The 17,349-nt window shown below is 35.4% G+C and carries 13 protein-coding genes; 2 read left to right on the top strand and 11 right to left on the bottom strand.

The window, feature by feature from the left end; all coding sequences use genetic code 11:
* Window positions 1-10 precede the first annotated feature (10 nt).
* The 7 genes from aroB to B0X80_RS10350 form a co-directional block, all read right to left on the bottom strand.
* The gene (gene aroB / locus B0X80_RS10380) at window positions 11-1,075 is read right to left on the bottom strand and encodes a 3-dehydroquinate synthase (protein ID WP_077340055.1); all 1,065 of its coding nucleotides are present in this window, start codon (window positions 1,073-1,075) and stop codon (window positions 11-13) included.
* A gap of 14 nt (window positions 1,076-1,089) precedes the next feature.
* Complete coding sequence (gene aroK, locus B0X80_RS10375) at window positions 1,090-1,608, bottom strand: shikimate kinase AroK (protein ID WP_076419430.1); 519 nt, start codon at window positions 1,606-1,608, stop codon at window positions 1,090-1,092.
* A gap of 150 nt (window positions 1,609-1,758) precedes the next feature.
* Window positions 1,759-3,843, bottom strand: a complete 2,085-nt coding sequence (locus B0X80_RS10370; RefSeq protein ID WP_217697141.1) for a type IV pilus secretin PilQ — start codon at window positions 3,841-3,843, stop codon at window positions 1,759-1,761.
* 17 nt (window positions 3,844-3,860) lie between these two features.
* Window positions 3,861-4,376: a pilus assembly protein PilP gene (locus B0X80_RS10365; RefSeq protein WP_077340053.1), complete on the bottom strand. Its 516-nt coding sequence runs from the start codon at window positions 4,374-4,376 to the stop codon at window positions 3,861-3,863.
* Window positions 4,376-4,969: a type IV pilus inner membrane component PilO gene (locus B0X80_RS10360; RefSeq protein ID WP_077340051.1), complete on the bottom strand. Its 594-nt coding sequence runs from the start codon at window positions 4,967-4,969 to the stop codon at window positions 4,376-4,378. The genes B0X80_RS10365 and B0X80_RS10360 overlap by 1 nt, the downstream gene beginning before the upstream one ends.
* A 2-nt stretch (window positions 4,970-4,971) precedes the next feature.
* Window positions 4,972-5,550, bottom strand: a complete 579-nt coding sequence (locus tag B0X80_RS10355) for a PilN domain-containing protein (protein ID WP_077340049.1) — start codon at window positions 5,548-5,550, stop codon at window positions 4,972-4,974.
* A complete protein-coding gene (locus B0X80_RS10350) occupies window positions 5,538-6,617 on the bottom strand; it encodes a pilus assembly protein PilM (protein WP_076419434.1) in 1,080 nt (359 codons plus the stop codon). The genes B0X80_RS10355 and B0X80_RS10350 overlap by 13 nt, the downstream gene beginning before the upstream one ends.
* A 123-nt stretch (window positions 6,618-6,740) precedes the next feature.
* Here B0X80_RS10350 and B0X80_RS10345 point away from each other — a divergent pair, with 123 nt between their 5' ends.
* Both B0X80_RS10345 and pckA read left to right on the top strand, forming a co-directional pair.
* Window positions 6,741-9,329, top strand: coding sequence for a penicillin-binding protein 1A (locus B0X80_RS10345; protein WP_425439711.1), 2,589 nt, complete (start codon window positions 6,741-6,743; stop codon window positions 9,327-9,329).
* 263 nt (window positions 9,330-9,592) lie between these two features.
* Entirely contained in the window at window positions 9,593-11,203 is a 1,611-nt protein-coding gene (pckA, locus tag B0X80_RS10340) for a phosphoenolpyruvate carboxykinase (ATP) (RefSeq protein WP_077340045.1), read from the top strand.
* Window positions 11,204-11,314: 111 nt separating this feature from the next.
* Here pckA and envZ read toward each other — a convergent pair whose 3' ends face one another.
* The 4 genes from envZ to prsK form a co-directional block, all read right to left on the bottom strand.
* Window positions 11,315-12,607: a two-component system sensor histidine kinase EnvZ gene (gene envZ / locus B0X80_RS10335; RefSeq protein WP_076419437.1), complete on the bottom strand. Its 1,293-nt coding sequence runs from the start codon at window positions 12,605-12,607 to the stop codon at window positions 11,315-11,317.
* 117 nt (window positions 12,608-12,724) lie between these two features.
* Window positions 12,725-13,450 (bottom strand): osmolarity response regulator transcription factor OmpR, encoded by a 726-nt coding sequence (gene ompR / locus B0X80_RS10330; protein ID WP_077340043.1) that lies wholly within the window; start codon window positions 13,448-13,450, stop codon window positions 12,725-12,727.
* 134 nt (window positions 13,451-13,584) lie between these two features.
* A complete protein-coding gene (gene prsR / locus B0X80_RS10325) occupies window positions 13,585-14,934 on the bottom strand; it encodes a PEP-CTERM-box response regulator transcription factor (protein ID WP_077340042.1) in 1,350 nt (449 codons plus the stop codon).
* Window positions 14,935-14,977: 43 nt separating this feature from the next.
* Window positions 14,978-17,008, bottom strand: coding sequence for an XrtA/PEP-CTERM system histidine kinase PrsK (gene prsK / locus B0X80_RS10320; RefSeq protein ID WP_077340040.1), 2,031 nt, complete (start codon window positions 17,006-17,008; stop codon window positions 14,978-14,980).
* Window positions 17,009-17,349: the final 341 nt, after the last annotated feature.

The raw sequence follows: 17,349 nt of genomic DNA, 5'->3' as shown, positions 1-17,349 counted from the left end.
GCGCTCATTATTACAGTATCTCTCTAAGAAGGTCCTCTGTAATATCATCACGAATTTCTGATTTACCAATACAAGTTGGTACAATAAACCTTAACTTACCCGCTAAATTCTTTTTATCACGTTTCATATGACAGATAAATTCGTTAAAACCCATATTACTTGGTGCAGTTAACGGTAAATCAAATGCTTCAATTAATGCCTCTACACGTCGTAAATCTGACACTTCGAATATATTAAGCTTAACAGCTAATTTAGCAGCAAGTACCATACCAGTAGCAACAGCTTCACCATGAAGCCAACTTCCATAGCCTTGGTCTGCTTCAATTGCATGTCCAAAAGTATGACCTAAATTTAAAAGGGCTCTTATACCACCCTCTTTTTCATCAGCTGAAACTATATCTGCTTTTAGCTGACAACAGGTTTCTATCATCTTACTTAATGTTTTAGGATCACTCGTTTTAATTTGATTAATATTATTTTCTAACCAAACAAAAAAATCATAATCGCCTAAAATCCCATACTTTATGACTTCTGCCATACCCGCATTAAATTCGCGTTTAGGTAAACTAGTTAAAGTATTTATATCAATAAAAACAGATGTTGGTTGATAAAAAGCCCCTATCATGTTTTTACCTAGTGGATGATTTACTGCTGTTTTACCACCAACCGATGAATCCACTTGCGATAAAAGTGTTGTTGGTATCTGAATGAAATCAATTCCACGCTGATAACACGCTGCTGCAAATCCTGTTATGTCTCCAATCACCCCACCACCTAAAGCAATAAGAGTCGTATCTCTGCCGTGCGCACTTGATAATAAATGAGACATAATCACGTCAAAATTAGCTAAACTTTTTTGTGATTCACCATCAGGAAGAATAACTTCATCAATATCAAAGTCTTTCAAAGAATCTTTTAATAAAGATAAATAGAGAGGTTGTACTACAGTGTTAGATACAATACATACGCGTTTACCACGAATGTGCTCAGACACAAGGCTACTAGATGCTAGCAGCCCTTTGTCTATATATATTGGATAACTACGTGTATCTAATTCAACATGAAGAATGGTCATGAGTTAAATACAACTTAGAAATCTAAGCGCTCCATAATTTTATGAGCAACAACTTTTGCACTTTGATCATCTGTTTGAACAATAACATCAGCAATTTCTTCATACAGAGGATTACGCTGAACGGCTAAATTTTCAAGCACGTCACGTGGTTCTTCTTCAGTTTGAAGTAAAGGACGTCTTCTATCACGTTGAGTGCGAGCAACTTGTTTATCTATTGTTGTTTCTAGATACACAACAATACCACGTGCTGATAAGCGATTTCGTACCTGAGCACTAATCACAGAACCACCACCTGTTGCTAAAACAATACCTTGTTTTTCAGTTAAATCTTCAATTACAGATTCTTCTCTTAGTCGAAAGCCTTCTTCACCTTCTAGATCAAAAACCCAAGCAATATCTGCACCTGTACGACGTTCAATTTCTTGATCTGAATCGTAAAAATCTAGATGTAATCTATCTGCTAATTCTCTACCAATGGTACTTTTACCGGCGCCCATAGGGCCCACAAGGAAAATATTACGTTTCTCTGCCATTAGACTAACTTTAACTCATTAAATATAAATTATGTAAAATAGGGTATATCTGGAAACCCCCAACGAAAATTTCAAGGGCGCAATTATCGCAATTCTTCTATGTAAAATGCAAGTAAGTGAGGAGAAAAGTCCTCACTTACTTGAAAATAGTTAAAAACGCTCTGTTACTATGCGTGGAGTAACAAATATAAGTAACTCTTTTTTCTCACTAAAGTTGTTAGTATTTCTAAATAACCAACCAAAGTAAGGAATGTCTCCAAGTACAGGCACTTTAGATACAGAATTAATAATAGATTGTTGATAAATACCACCTAAAACAATAGTTTCACCGTTATTTACCAAAACTTGTGTTCCTATACGCTGCGTATCTATTGCAGGAGCTTGACCGTTAGTCACCTCTGAAACTGTATCTTGAGTTACTCTTAAATCAAGTATTATACGATCATCTGGTGTTATATGCGGAGTAACCGTTAAACTTAACACAGCTTTTTTGAATGAAACTGCTGTTGCGCCACTTGAAGATGCTTGTTGATAAGGTATTTCAACACCCTGTTCAATATAAGCTTCTTTTTGATTAGATGTGGTAATACGAGGGCTAGCAATAATTTCACCTTTATTTTCTTTCTCTAGAGCACTCAACTCAAGATCTAAGATAGTACCGTTGGCTAAACGGGCTACTTGGAAAGCAAGACTTCCTGCTGCCCCGCTAACGGGCATGTTAACGTTTAATCTTTGACCTATATCTGGAATTTTACCTGTGCCTACTGGCGTTTGTGATAAGCCGTTAGCATCATCAAGTCCATCTATTGTTCCTGATGTAGCATAATCACCGCCAGCATCAGTTACCCCCCAACGTATACCTAGTTGTTCATTTAAATTATCTTTTACTGTCACCATGCGTGCTTCAATAACCACTTGTCGAACAGGAATATCAAGTACGACAACCATTCTTTTAATATCTTCAATACTTTTAGCTGTATCACGTATTAATAGTGTATTTGTTCTTTCGTCAACACTTACACTACCACGTTCAGATAAAATACTATTATCATTAGTTTTCACTAAATTGGCTAGCTCACTTGCTTTTGCATAATTCACTTGAACATATTCAGAATATAATGGGGCTAATTCTTCAACTTGTTGTAAGGCTTGTAAATCACGAGCCTCTCGAGCTGCAAGCTCATCACTAGGGGCAACCATTAAAATGTTACCTTCCATACGTTTATCTAAGCCTTTAACCTTTAATATAATGTCTAATGCTTGGTCCCAAGGAACACCATCTAGACGTAAGGTAATATTTCCCGCAACAGTATCACTTGTCACTAAGTTAAAACCGTTGTAATCAGCAATAATTTGAAGAACAGTTCTCACAGGTATATCTTGGAAGTTTAATGAAATGGCTTTACCAGTAAAGTCATCACTATCACCTAAATAACCAGGAACTTTAATTTTTTCAGCTACGGTTAGTGAAAATAGATTATTTAATTGCTGATGTTTAAAAGTAAACTCCCCATCAATATCTATCACTAAACGAGCATTTCGCCCCTCTTTAAAGGTTTCAATACCGGTAACGATAGTACCAAAATCGGTAACATCTAACTGATATAATAGATCTTCTGAGATATCAGTATTATGAAACTCAACATATAGCTTTCCTAACTTTTCACTTACATCAACAGCCACCATACTATCAACTAAATCAACTAAGATTTGAGCTTCATTATCTTGCCCTTTCCTAAAGTCAATTGATTGAAAATGGTTAATAAAGTCTTTAGCAATATCAGGTAGTTTAGACATTGATGAGTTTTTTAAATTTTTATTTAGAATTAATGAAAATTCATTATCAACTTGTGATACATCAAAGATTGATAATTTATCCATATGTATTGTTGCCACCACTTTTCCTGATAGCTTTTGTACTGTAATATTTTTTATGCCAGCATGTTCAACAATTGTGTTTTCTATTTTTAAATCAAAGTCATCAGCTCCAAAAGTAATGTCAATACTAGCTGGGCTCATAATTGTTTTGACTACTGGTTGAATATTTATTGATTCAGAAAGCTCAAAAGTAAGCTTTATTTCTTCGTTTTGCATTGTATTATAACTAACACCAGTTAAGCTTGAAGAAATAGCAACATTTGAAAACAAGAACACCAGTACTGATAAGATAAGTTTCATATTTAATGTTTTATAGTTTATTGATTTATTTATTTTCATTTTATTTATTAGCAACATTATTTCCTTTGCCCCTTTCAATCCGATTCTGACATTGTAATAACAGTATCTCTTTCTGCCCAACAACCTGCACCATCAGGGACTAATTCAACAACTGCAACATATTTTTGGTTTACTTCTGTGATTTTTCCATTAAACAAACCGACATAACTTCCGACAGAAACACGGTGCAATGTAGCATCAGAGGCCTCTACTAATCCCCATGTTATGCCTAATTCACCGAGTGTACCACGCATAGTTAAATCACTAATGGCAAACTTTTCAAGTGGTTGTTTTCTACGGCGAGGATCAGGGCTCAAACAACCTGACATTTGTTGCATCTTCTCTTGAATAACCTCCGGTTGAGGTAAATCAAAAGGACTACGTAGCTCTTGAGCTTCATAATCAAAATGATTAAAGACTCTGACTTCGGGCATCGGCTCAATATGGTTTTTTGTATTGGCTTGCACTGAAGCAATATGAGCTCTAATATCATTAGTATCATTAAAGCAACCAGATAAAACTAACGGTAGTAAAAAAAATATTTTTTTCATTATTCTTCTGCCTCCCTATAGCGATAAGTTTTAGCTTGTAACTTCAGCGTTAAATCACCTGTGGTGTCTTTAATAAAATTAATGTCAAAATCATGTAAAGTTACTATTCTCGGCAAGCCAGCTATTTTACTCACAAAATTCCCAAATTCGTGATAAGTCCCCTGAACTTCAATATCAATAGGCAACTCAATATAGATCTCTTTCGTAATTTCAGGTTGCCAATTTAATTTCGTGAAATTTAATCCACTTGTGGTACCGACAAACGTTATATCATCTAGTAAACCAGGTGTTTCATGGCTCTCAGGTAAACTTTTAAGTTGATTAGCAAAAAGTGTTTCTGCTTGCTTCATTTGTTCTTGAAATAACTCTAAGTTTGCTGCTACATGATACTTGCTTCTATATTCTTCTCTTAATGTTAATTCTTGGGCTTGAACACTTTTCAGTGTATCCATTTTATCACTAATTAAACCAACATAGCCTAAAATTAAAACCATTAGACCAATAAATATAGTTAATACTATTTTAGGTAAAATTGGCCATTCACCTATGTTATCAACCTCTAAGTCATTAAACTGAGAAAAATCTAATTCCATAACTATTTTCCTCCTTGAGTTGCATTTTCATCTGTAGATTTTAACCCTTGGATGAGTACTCTCATTTTAAAATCGCTTAATAATTTGCTTTTTGCATCAGTAGATGTAATCGATTCTAATACCGCATCAACAAACAAATCAGAGCGCTCTATTTCTCTGATCATATTAGCTAAATGATTGTTTGATTCACTTTTACCAACAAGTTCTAAAGTATTATCTTGTTTTTTAAGCTCTGTAAGGTAAATACCATTAGGTACAACCTTAGCAATTTCATTGAGTACTTGCGTACCAACATTTCGACTGCGCTGTAGTTGCTCAACAACACTCATTCTCTGTTCTAATTCTTTTTTCTTTTCGTCAAGTGTTTTTATCTCGGCAATACGAATATCTAAAATTTGGATTTCATTTTTTAAATATTGATTTCTAGTATTCTGTCCATCAATTTTTGCTTGGTAGAATTGACTAATAGCAAAAACCAGAGCAAAAGCAACAATCGCTACGAGAGCTAATATAGAAAAGAATTCTCTTTGTTTAGCTTTTTCAGCCTCTTCACGCCAAGGAAGTAAATTTATATGTGCCATGAACTAAAACTCCTTAACGCTAGCCCAGTAGCAACCATAAACTTAGGCGCCATAGCTTCTAATTTATCCATATTAATATGTTCTGATTTTTGCATTTCTTTAAAAGGATTAGCAATAACAGTATGAATACCTAGTTCCTCTGTCAGTAAACTTTCAATCCCCTCTACAGAGGCTGTCCCCCCAGAAATAACTAAATAATCGACTTTATCTTTACCGCTTGAAGTCAAAAACATTTGAATAGCTCGTCGAATTTGCTGAACAAGAACTGTATGGAAGGGGGCAAGTACTTCAAAGGTATAATTAGGAGGTAAGTCATTACTTACTTTTGCAAATTCAGCTTCTTCAAATGTTTTATTGTAATAAGAAACTATTGAACGAGTGTATTGCTCTCCGCCAAAGATTTGATCTCGGCTATAAATATGATTACCAGCTTCTGTAACAGAAAATAATGTCATAACCGAGCCAATATCAACAATCGCTACCACTTTACTCGATGCGTCATCAGGCAATTGCGATAGAATCAAATCATATGGGCGACTGATAGCATAAGATTCCACATCAATAACCTTAGCTTCAAACCCACCATTTTCTAGCGCGGATACTCGAGCCTCAACAGACTCTGTTCGAGCAGCACTTAACAAGACATTAACCTTACTTGGATCTGATTCATTTACTTCCAATGACTCGAAATCCAAACTCACTTCATCTAAGGGATAAGGTATAAGGCTATCTGCTTCAATTTCTATTTGGCTGGCTAATTCTTGTTCGGTAAGGTTTACGTCCATATAAATTAATTTAGTGATAACTGTTTGGCCTGAAACCGCCGCTGCGGCATGCTTAACAGAGGAAGTAATTTTTTTTCTTATTTTATTAATTACATTACCAACAGCTTCAATATCTTGAATTTCACGGTCAATGACAGCTCCTCTGGGCATAGCTTCTTCGAGCAACGCCTCTAGAATATAACCATCATTTCCTTGATTAAGTAACACAGCTTTTACACTATGTGAACCAATATCAATCCCAACAATGAGTGATACTTTCTTTTTCCATAGACTGCTTAACATAACATCCTACTAAGTTATTTTTGTTATTCAAAATAATAAACATAAATACATTTATTACACTGTTTTACAGGATATACTAGTAATATTAAACGATTTTATTAATTTTATTGAGTATTTTTTATTGTGTTTTCTTTTAAAAACCTATTTAAGCTAAGCTTTATAATTATCACCTTGGGTATTATATCACTCGCTGTGCTATATATTTCAATGCGTTCAGAGTTACCTAGCGTTAAAATCCTTAAAGAGATTCAATGGCAAACGCCAATGAAAATTTTTAGTTCAGATCATAAACTTATTTCTCAATTTGGTGAGAAAAAGCGCATACCTTTAACTCTAGATCAAGTACCTAAAAAACTCATTCAAGCTTTACTTGCAACCGAAGATGACAGATTTTATTACCACTTTGGCGTAGACCCTATAGGTATGTCAAGAGCTGTTTTAGGACAACTAACAGGGCAAAATAAAGGTGGAGCGAGTACCATTACCATGCAGGTTGCACGTAATTTTTTCTTAACCTCTGAAATTACCTATACTCGTAAAATTCGTGAGATATTTCTGGCTTTTCATATAGAAAGCTTACTCACAAAAGATGAAATATTAACCTTATACATTAATAAAATTCCTCTAGGGCATCGTTCATTTGGTTTTGGTGCTGCAGCTCAAGTTTACTACGGCAAAGATTTAAACGATTTAACTCTTGCGCAAATAGCCGTATTAGCTGGCTTACCTAAAGCACCATCAAGTATAAACCCCATTAGATCCCCCAAAAGAGCAAAAGCCAGACGTAGTGTTGTTTTAAAGCGTATGCTAGATAATAACTATATTACGACTCAAGAATATGAAGAAGCCTTCAATGCGCCTATCACAGGAAAAATGCATGGAGCAGAAATAGAATTAAATGCTCCCTACCTAGCTGAAATGGCTCACCAAGAAGTATTAGCTATGTATGGCAAAGAAAACGCCTACTCGGCAGGCTATAAAGTTTATACAACGGTGCCAAGTCATTTACAAATAGCAGCACAAAAAGCGGTAGTAAGTAATTTACATGCTTATGATCAACGCCATGGATATAGAGGACCTATTATAAGTTTACGTCCACACTTAAAAGAATACGCTACTGAACATAATGAAAATCCAACTGTTTCGAGTGCAGACTTACTTACCGAGACTGAAATAGAAGAAGCAATCAATGAAGTAACAACTTACCAATCTTTAATTCCTGCTGTCGTTATTGAAGTATTAGAAAACGCAGTAACGGTTCGTTTACCAAACCAAAAAATTGTTAATATACCTTGGGTTGGCCTTTCCTGGGCTAGAGAATATATAACAGACAGTAAACAAGCTATTCCACCTAAGTTTGCTTATCAAATCTTAACTTACGGTGATGTTATATTAGTTTCTAAAGATAATGATGACTATCGTTTAAGCCAACTCCCTGCTGCTAGTTCTGCTTTAGTCTCATTATCACCAGACAACGGGGCTATCCAAGCTATTGTTGGTGGTTATAGCTTTGAACAAAGCCAATTCAACCGTGTTACACAAGCCAAACGACAAGTAGGGTCTAATATAAAACCTTTTATTTATTCTGCAGCTTTAGAGCATGGATTAACCTTGGGGTCATTGATCAATGATGCACCGATAAATCAATGGGATAAAAGTGGTGGAAGTGTATGGCGTCCATCAAATTCACCAGCTAGATATGACGGTCCCATCAGAGTTAGGCTTGCGCTTGCACAATCTAAAAACGTTGTAGCTGTTCGTCTTTTTAGGCAAACAGGAAAGGAAAATGTAATTAACCATTTACAATCCTTTGGCTTTGCAAGAGATGAAATACCTAAGAATGAAACATTAGCATTAGGCTCCGCATCCTTTACACCTCTAGAAATTGCAACAGGGTATGCTGTTTTTGCTAATGGTGGTTTTTTAATTGAACCCTATTTTATAGAACGTATCGAAGATTCCTTTGGTAATATTGTGTTCCAAGCAAATCCAAAAATAGCATGTGATGAAAAGTGTATAAAAGACAAAACAAACGAAATTACCGAGCTGTCACCTACTGAATCTAACGTTCATTCTCTTGAAGCAACCAAAGATTCACCGATTAATTTAGCTGACGAAAATAAACAAGCCTCCTTAAATATTGCTAATAGAGTATTAAACCCACAAAATGCTTTTCTTATTACCAACGCAATGAACTCTGTAATTTGGGGAGCAGATTGGAATACTAAACCTTTTTGGCAAGGAACAGGTTGGCGCTCAAGAGCCCTGAAAAGAAAAGATCTTTCAGGTAAAACAGGCACCACAAACCAATCTAAAGATGCCTGGTTTAGTGGTTTTTCAAGACGACTGGTCACTTCGGCTTGGATTGGTTTTGATGACCCTTCTAGAGACTTAGGTAAAACAACATACAATAGAAACTTACCTGAAAATCAAATAACAGGGTCTGAAGCCGGAGCCAATTCAGCTCAACCAGCTTGGAATTTATTCATGAAAGAAGCCCTACCGTATTTTCCATACGAGCAGTTTATACAACCTGATAATATTGTTTCAGCTCGTATTGATAAAGCGACAGGCAAGCTGACCTATAAAACAGATAACTCAAGTGTTTTTGAGTACTTTAAGAAGGGGACTTTACCTTCTGAATTTATTCAACAAGACAATACATATGAAACAAACAAAAGTACAACATCGACAATTGACAATATTTTTTGATAAACACAATGTAACCCACCAATCGAAACCTCAAAACTAGAAGTCGAAATTTTTATCTGAGGGGAAGTAAATATCCACTCAGATAAAAAACACCATAAAATCAACGAACTAATAAAACAAAAATACACACACAAAAACAAAACATGAAAGCACACATAAAAACTTTCATATCGAAACACATTTTTCTTTCGATTTTTGTAAAACTGCATTAGAATAGTTAACAGTTTAACTACCTTTGAAACTTTACTCTTGGAGATAAAAAAATGACCACTTCGGAAAATTCAATCGACCTATCGCAATATGGCATTAATAGTGTTGCTGAAATTGTTTACAATCCATCTTACGAAGTGCTGTTTGCCGAGGAAACAAAAAGTAATTTAACGGGATTTGATAAAGGCGTTGTAACTGAACTTGGTGCCGTTAATGTTGATACAGGAATATTTACAGGTAGGTCACCAAAAGATAAATATATAGTGAGAGATGACGTAAGTCGTGACACGGTATGGTGGTCAGATCAAGGAAAGAATGATAATCACCCTATGAACCAAGAAACATGGGAACATTTGAAAGGCTTAGTAACTAGCCAGCTTACAGATAAAAAACTTTATGTGGTAGACACATATTGTGGAGCTAACAAAGATACCCGGTTAAAAGTTCGCTTCATTACAGAAGTTGCATGGCAAGCTCATTTTGTTAAAAACATGTTTATTCGTCCTACAGAAAGCGAATTAGCTAGCTATGAGCCCGACTTTATTGTTATGAACGGTGCGAAAACGACAAACCCATTATGGAAAGAACAAGGTTTAAACTCAGAAAATTTTGTCGCCTTTAATCTAACAGAAAAGATCCAGCTTATTGGTGGTACTTGGTACGGCGGTGAAATGAAAAAAGGTATGTTCTCAATGATGAACTACCTTTTGCCTTTACAAAATATTGCTTCAATGCACTGTAGCGCCAATGTAGGCGCAGATGGTGATGTAGCTATATTCTTCGGTCTATCAGGCACTGGAAAAACAACACTTTCAACAGACCCTAAACGTGAGTTAATTGGTGATGATGAACATGGTTGGGATGATAATGGTGTTTTCAACTTTGAAGGTGGGTGCTATGCCAAAACAATTAACCTTAGCAAAGAAAATGAACCTGATATATACAATGCAATTAGACGTGACGCCTTATTAGAAAATGTAACGGTGGATGCTAACGGTAAAATAGACTTTGATGACAATTCAAAAACTGAAAACACACGTGTTTCGTACCCTATTTACCATATAGATAATATTGTTAAACCAGTATCAAAAGCAGGACATGCCAAAAAAGTTATCTTTTTAACGGCCGATGCCTTTGGTGTTTTACCTCCTGTAGCAAAATTAACTCCAGCACAAACACAGTATTATTTTTTGTCAGGATTTACAGCAAAATTAGCAGGTACAGAAAGAGGAATAACAGAACCTACACCTACTTTCTCAAGTTGTTTTGGTGCAGCTTTTTTAAGCCTTCATCCTACGAAGTATGCTGAAGTATTAAAAAATCGTATGCAAGCAGTAGGAGCTGAAGCTTATTTAGTAAACACGGGTTGGAATGGCACAGGTAAACGTATTTCAATTAAAGATACTCGTGCAATAATAGATTCAATATTGGATGGCTCTATCGATAAAGCTGAAACATCAATTGTTCCTTTATTTAATCTTGAAATTCCTAATGCTTTACCAGGAGTTAATGAAGAGATATTAGATCCTAGGAATACTTATGATTTTATCAACCAATGGAATGACAAAGCCCAAGATTTAGCCACAAAGTTTATTAATAACTTTGAGAAGTTTACTGATAATGATAATGGTAAATCTTTAGTATCAGCAGGTCCTCAGCTATAAAGCCAAAAAAAGCAGTGTAAGTGCAAAACTTATACTGCTTTTTATCATAAAGTATTTAACTTTTATAGCTTCATCAATAGATATACTTGCTTGTATACAGGACTGATATTATCAGCTCATAGGTAAAGTAACCGTGGCTTTTAATCCACCTTCTTCAAGATTAGTTAATTTAACAAGACCACCATGTGAATCAACAATACGTTTGATTATTGCTAAACCTAAGCCACTACCTTCTCCACCTCTTGCTGTATCTCCTTGAGTAAAAGGTTGAAATAAACGTGACATTTCTTGCTCTGGGATCCCTGGTCCTTTATCGATAACTGAAAATGAAACCTTTTTTTGTTTAACGAATTCATCAATTTCAATCATAATATCGTTATCGCTATAACGCAGCGCATTTTGAATAAGGTTCGCAACAACCCTTTTAATCGCAATATAACGAATAGGAATAGGTGTGATTGATTTTTCTGTATAAGTAATAACGCGATTTGAAACTTTTTCAGCCTGTATTACTTCCTTTAATAGCTCGTTTAAATCGCTCATTTCAACCGTATCTTTAGTGTCATGACGAATATAATCAATAAATTGATCAATAATTTTATTCATATCATCAATGTCACTTTCAATCCCTTCTTTAAAGAATTCATCCTCAGCAGACATCATTTCAGTAGCTAATCGAATGCGCGTTAATGGGGTTCGTAGGTCATGAGAAATACCTGCCATTAACAAGTTACGATCATCCTCTAATTGCAATATCCCTTTTGACATATGATTAAATGCTTGCGTAACAGCAACAACTTCAGTGGTCCCATTCTCCTTTAAAGGCTCAGGGAAATTACCTCGCCCTACTTCTTTGGCTGCATGCTGCAATGCTTTTAAAGGCCTATTAAGTTGCCTAACAAACAACCAACCTCCAGCAACACTTAGTACACCTAAAATAACTAAAACTACTAGCAAGGGGTATAAGTTTTCTTCTTCTAAGCCTGTTAGTGGAATTTTAACCCACCAATTAGGTGACTGAGGAGGTCTGATCCAAAACAAGTATTCATCACCTTGAGAAATACGAACTTCTGCTGGACCACCTAATAATAATGTCATTTCTTCAGAACGGAAGGGATAATGAATCGCATGTTGCAAGCCCAGTTTCATTGCCACTTTTTCACGATAAACCCCTATGCCTGTTTCCTTATGAAAAGCCTCTGCCATTGCTGGCCTTAATACAGGATCATCAATATCAATAAATACAGCTTTTACTTGTTTAGCTAGAAGCTGGTTAACTTGTTGGGCATTGGGTTGGAGAATATAGATCGCTATAGAAATGTAAGAAACAACCTGATTAACTAAAAGTAGAACACCAATGAGTAATACGGTTTGTCCAAATGCACTGCGCGGTAATACTTTCATAATAATGTTGTACCTAAATACGGCTATGGGTTACACGAATTTACTCAGAAAAGAAGAAAGGATACCTTCGTAATTTGAAGGAATGAGTGAAAGTTCACTCATTCTTACTAGATAATATTAAGCTGCACCGGTTCCTTCGGGTACAAATACATAACCTAAACCCCAAACCGTTTGAATATAGCGAGGTTTAGCTGGGTCTTCTTCAAGCATTCGCCTTAGGCGTGATACTTGTACATCTATGCTTCTTTCTAAAGCTGAATAATCTCTACCACGAGCAAGGTTCATTAACTTATCACGTGAAAGCGGCTCTCTTGGGTGACTAATAAGTGCTTTTAACACTGCAAATTCACCACTCGTTAATGGCATACTTACATCACCTTTAAGCATTTCTCTTGTGGCTAGGTTAAGTTGGTATTCACCAAACGAAATGATGTTTTCTTCAAGGCTCGGAGCGCCGGGAGCTTCTTGCACTTTTCGTCTTAGTACCGCTTTAATGCGCGCTAAAAGCTCTCTAGGATTAAAAGGCTTAGGCATGTAATCATCTGCGCCTAGTTCTAATCCAATAATACGATCAACTTCATCACCTTTAGCGGTAAGCATAACAATAGGAATATCACTAGAATTTTGGCGTAAACGACGGCAAATAGATAAGCCATCTTCACCTGGCAGCATTAGATCAAGTACTAATAAGTGAAAATTCTCACGTTCTAATAAACGATCCATTTGTTCAGAGTTTGCTGCGCTCCTCACCACATAACCTTGCTCAACCAGGTAACGTTCAAGTAATGCACGAAGGCGCATATCATCATCAACAACTAAAATTTTTGGCGTTTCTTGACCCATAAGAGTGCTCTCTGTTTTTACTATGAGGTAAATATAAATGAAAAAGCGCTAAAGTTACAAAGCTCCTTTGTGACAATGCCTAGGCATTTGTTACAAATTATGAATAACTTATCAATTTTAGCGTCATAAGAGAGTTAATCCCCTAAGTTTAAATTATATTTTTCGATTAAAGAATATAAGGTTGGTCTGGTTACACCAAGCAACTCAGCTGTTTTCGACATATTAGCTTCAGACAGTGAGTACGCTTTCTTAATAGCAATAGATTCAGCTTGTTCACGAACAGTACGTAAATTTAACGACAATTCAAATTCTGAATCCTCGTGGTCAAAAAAGCCTAAATCCATCGCGGTAACTTGTGTACCTGTACACATAATAACTGAGCTTTTTACTTTGTTTTGCAACTCGCGAATGTTTCCTGGCCACCTATGACTCTTAATGGCACTAAAGCCATCATCAGAAAAGCTTTTTACATTACTTTTATATTCTTGAGCGTAACGCTGTAAAAAATATTGAGCTAAAATAAGTACGTCTTCATCTCTATCTCTAAGAGGCGGAATATTTAGCGTAATTTCACTCACTCGGTAAAATAAATCTTCCCTAAAGGTTTTCTCTTTTACCATCTCTTCAAGATTCTGGTTGGTTGCACAAACCACCCTTACATCCACTGAAATCTCTTGCCGTCCACCTAAGCGCTCTATTTGCTTTTCTTGTAAAAAACGTAAGAGTTTAGCTTGAAGATTAAAAGGCATATCACCAATTTCATCTAAAAATAGTGTTCCACCTTCAGCACATTCAATTTTACCTTTAGTGGTTTTGTGTGCGCCTGTAAAAGCGCCTTTTTCAAAACCAAACAATTCACTTTCTAATAACGTTTCAGGGATTGAGGCACAGTTAATAGCAATAAAAGGTTTATCTTTTCTATCACTCGCTAAATGAACTGCATTTGCAGTAACTTCTTTACCTGTACCACTTTCGCCTAAAAGTAACGCTGTAATTTGCGTAGGAGCAATACGTTTAACCATAGTACGCAATCTATCTATTGCTGCACTATTACCTATTATACCTATATCACTACCAGCCACTGAACGCATAAGTCTATTTTCTTCTTCAATAGCAGCGACACTAAATGCACGAGAAATAATGACATTAATAACTTCTGACTCGATAGGTTTTTGATAAAAATCGTATGCACCTGCAGCTATAGCTTTTAATGCATTTGTTCGATCATCATTACCAGTAATAACGATGACTTTTGTATGCGGTGCTATAGTTAAAATTTCTTGAAGAGCAGCTAAACCTTCAGAAGCATTAGCCTCATCTGGTGGTAAACCTAAATCTAAGGTAACAACTTTAGGTTCAAAGCGCCTTACCGCAGCAATTGCACTTTCTCTATCCCCCGCCAAGACGACATCGTAATCAGATAAGCTCCACTTAAGCTGCTTTTGAATACCCTTGTCATCATCAATGATTAATAATTTTTCCATTTAGAAAGAACCCTTACTTTATACTTATTATTGTTCGTTTAATTTAATTGTGAGTTGCAGGTATGTTAACGATAAATTTACTGCCAACACCTTCTTCACTTTCCACCTTAATAACCCCTGAAATACTTTCTATAAATTGTTTAGCTTCATAAACACCTATGCCCATTCCGGCATTACCTTTAGTGGTGTCAAAAGGTTTAAATAAACGCTTTTCAATAAACGACTTAGACATACCGCAACCATTATCTTCAATAACGATTTGAATGTCATTTGAAACACTGCTTAAATTAACTTTTATCCAGCCATCATCCAGCGTAGCTTCTTGAGCATTTTGTATTAAATGATTTAGCACAGAAAATAAAACATCTTTATCAGCAGTTACCATAAGATCGCCCGCTGAAATATATTCTACTAATGGTTTTTTTACATTTCTTTGGGCAACAACTTGTTCTAATACAGTATTCACATTAACGGTATTACTTTTAACTTGAGCGACTTGTTTATTGCGTAATTGCGATAATACTTTATCTAAACGTTCAGTGGCTGATTCTACCGTTTCAAAAACATCATCAACAAATTCAGGATTATCTCTATGCTTTTCAGCATTGTTAGTAATTAATGCGAGCTGCGCTTGAATATTTTTTAAGTCGTGAACAAGGAATGCTGACATACGATTAAAGGCATCAAACTGTTTAGACTCTGCTATTTTGTCATTCGCTTCATGTAAAGATAAAACATTACCCAATTGCTGAGATATAGCAAAAAACAAATCGCGGTCTTCCCAATTGAATTTTGACAGCTCTTTATCGGTTGCTAAAACAAATAGACCATAGAATTCTTTTGCAATAAAAATAGGGACCACAACCGAAATGTTTTTATCTTGCCATTGTAATAAATTTAAAGATAAATCAGGATAAACACTAGGAGTTTCTGAGTATTCTGTTAAGTCGACAATCCAACCTTCTCGTTTACAGAAATGACACAAATGAATAAGTTGTGGTACAAAAATATCTTCAAATTCTAAACCTGATGAATACTTAGTTTCAAATTGTGTATTGGTAATTTGTTTTACAATCGCGCCATACTGCGCACCGGTTTTAGACATCATGATCTGAGTAGCCATCTGATAATTATTTTCAGCATCACTACTTTCAATCTTACCTATAAGGTTTAGCCACTCATCTCTATATTCGTATTTATTAGCAAAAAAGTTTTTAGTAATAAATACCTTAACATTTCTCCGTAACGTTTCAGTTGCGAGCAAAGCGACCAATACAATACCACCTAAGACTAAAAACCCAACACTAAATACAGAGCCCCACCTACCGCCCAAATAACTTAATACATAACCAACAGTGGCCATAACAATTAAATATAAGCCAGCAATCATTAACATTGAGCTATAAAATACAACATTACGTGATACAAAAATTCTTACTGAACCATTTTTGATTCTTCGAGTAGTCAGCATTAATAACGGAACTGCAACAATGGCGATAAACCCTCGACTGAACCAAAAATTGAAATCGAGTCGTTGAACCATCATAGCTTGTGCGTATAGCACAAAATCAAACAACGATACGCTCGCAATACCTATAACAAGAGGCCATATAGCCCAACGCACCTGAGAATTAGCACTCCGATATAATTGCTCTAATAAAACCAGCGTCCATAGATTAAGAACAATAAATAATAAAAATAAATACTCATAAGAAAAATGTAATGAATAGGTAAGAAACCAACAACTGGTCATTAAAGCTACCCAAATCAAACAATATTTTTTTATATACTTATTAGCAAATAATTTTCGGAACGTCGTTTCTTCTGTATTACATATAAGGATCAGAATAGACCAACAAGCTATTTTAAAGCCATCAGCCACCATAACCCATTGCAAAGTGAATCCAAATTTTATTTGAAGAGCCGCGACAAGATTAGCGGTAAGAGTAGAAATGGCACAAATAATAATACATCTTGCTAAAAGTGTATTATTTCGCGCAGCAAAGAGCAGTAAGGTAAAAATAACATATGAAAAACTTGCAAAAGCGAAGCCTAAAAAACCAATTGAATCCATTACCAATCACCATGTGTGTTTTTAAAGAATAGATAAACACGTAAGCCCTTCTAATCACTAACAACATACTACCGTTAATATGTTACATTTTCTACGTTTAGCAGGTAATACACGATAATTTTGGCTGATAAATTAGTCTTTTGGCAAGAAATGGCGCTCTCGGCAGGAATCGAATAACTAGCGTAAGCCTTTATAATATATAAACCGCCAAGAAAAATGCTTTAACAGTACTACATTTGGTACTACTTTATTGATAAATCATTAACAAAATTTAACAGCAATTTTTATAATTTATAGAAACTAGTATATTGTTGAGTATAAGGATTAAGTTAGCTATATTG

The sequence above is a fragment of the Pseudocolwellia agarivorans genome (genome assembly GCF_002000085.1).
GTDB lineage: Bacteria > Pseudomonadota > Gammaproteobacteria > Enterobacterales > Alteromonadaceae > Pseudocolwellia > Pseudocolwellia agarivorans.
Note: the sequence above shows the minus strand (reverse complement) of the source record. Positions and strands in the feature narration are given on the sequence as shown.